Here is a 1,145-nt window from a genome sequence, read left to right on the forward strand (position 1 = left end):
AGCTGTATTAATGGTGCGAATAGGGCGCGTACCCTCGTTCAGTTCGACGACTCGCACGCCGTGGTGATAATCTTGAGCCATTACTAGCGTCCTCTATTTTGCAATAGCTCAATTCTGGATGTGGGATAAGTGAAATGCACGATATAGGGATTGTATGAGGAATGAAACAAAGCCCCATTTGAGGCTTATCGTGATTATTCTGGCTTTTCAGGAAAATGAATATCTGGTGCTAAAGATGTATCAACTCTATTGAGCTGAACACGATATGTCTTCCATGCTTTTAATTTTTTAATTTCTTCGCCTGTTGCAATATCTAAGTCAACTGCATCCTGAAGCGGCTCTATAATATTACCGGCTTCTATTAAAAGACTTTTTTTCTGTCTTTCATTCTGCAATGTGCTTATTTCATTTGGTGTTTGATACATATATAACTCACCATTCTTTACTCTGTGTATATTAGTATCAATCTCAGTATTAGGTTCAACTTCTAAAATGTAAGCTCCCTCTGGATAGAGCATTGAAACATCATGATGCATTGAAACGATAATCCCATCATCATCATAGAGAATTTTAAGTGTTTCCTGACTAAAACTATCCTGCTGTTTATACCAATCTCCATCAATATTCTGCAAATAAACAACGTTAGAGTAATGATCTTCATTAGGAATATACCGCTCAAACTTTTTAGTTAGTGACATTTACCCACACTCCATTAACCATAATTTGTAGACTCGCGATTTTTAATCGATCACACCATACGTCTCCCGGTCCACCGTTTTTATTTCTCATTCCAACAATAAATTGATCTGTTGAAAATGAGGACCAACCGCTAATTCCCATTCCTACTTCTGTAGGTGCCGAGACCCTAAATACTTTATTATTAACTGATGCCAATATTTTACTATCAATCTCTGATTTGGTATAAGTACCCACATCACCCGCTGTCAGTGAGATATCTGCACTTAGCGGCTTATTGTTCACTTTTCGTGTACTAGGCACTCGACCATTTGCATTATTATTAGCATTAGTTGCCGCAGTATTGGCAGCATTGGCTGTTGCCTGTGCATCTGTACCGGCTTTTTTCGCATCAGCAACTTTGGTGTCCGTTTCTGCCTTGGTGTAAGCGCCAACATCACCCGCTGCTA

Annotated in this window: 2 protein-coding genes and 1 pseudogene; all 3 read right to left on the reverse strand. The window is 39.0% G+C overall.

What is annotated here, in order from left to right; genetic code table 11:
* Nucleotides 1–81, reverse strand: an 81-nt coding sequence (locus PROVRUST_RS20250; RefSeq protein ID WP_248696653.1) for a hypothetical protein, incomplete at its 3' end; no start/stop codon positions are given.
* A gap of 113 nt (nucleotides 82–194) precedes the next feature.
* Nucleotides 195–698 (reverse strand): tail fiber assembly protein, encoded by a 504-nt coding sequence (locus tag PROVRUST_RS18610; protein WP_006816468.1) that lies wholly within the window; start codon nucleotides 696–698, stop codon nucleotides 195–197.
* Nucleotides 685–1,145: pseudogene (locus tag PROVRUST_RS19940) on the reverse strand (phage tail protein); the annotation flags it as partial. The gene PROVRUST_RS18610 and the pseudogene PROVRUST_RS19940, both read right to left, overlap by 14 nt.

Source organism: Providencia rustigianii DSM 4541 (genome assembly GCF_000156395.1).
In the GTDB taxonomy this organism is placed as follows: Bacteria; Pseudomonadota; Gammaproteobacteria; order Enterobacterales; family Enterobacteriaceae; genus Providencia; species Providencia rustigianii.

Bases quoted from the DNA above. Each gene is read 5' to 3' on its own strand.
- PROVRUST_RS18610 (WP_006816468.1), bottom strand. From the start codon at position 698: ATGTCACTAACTAAAAAGTTTGAGCGGTATATTCCTAATGAAGATCAT.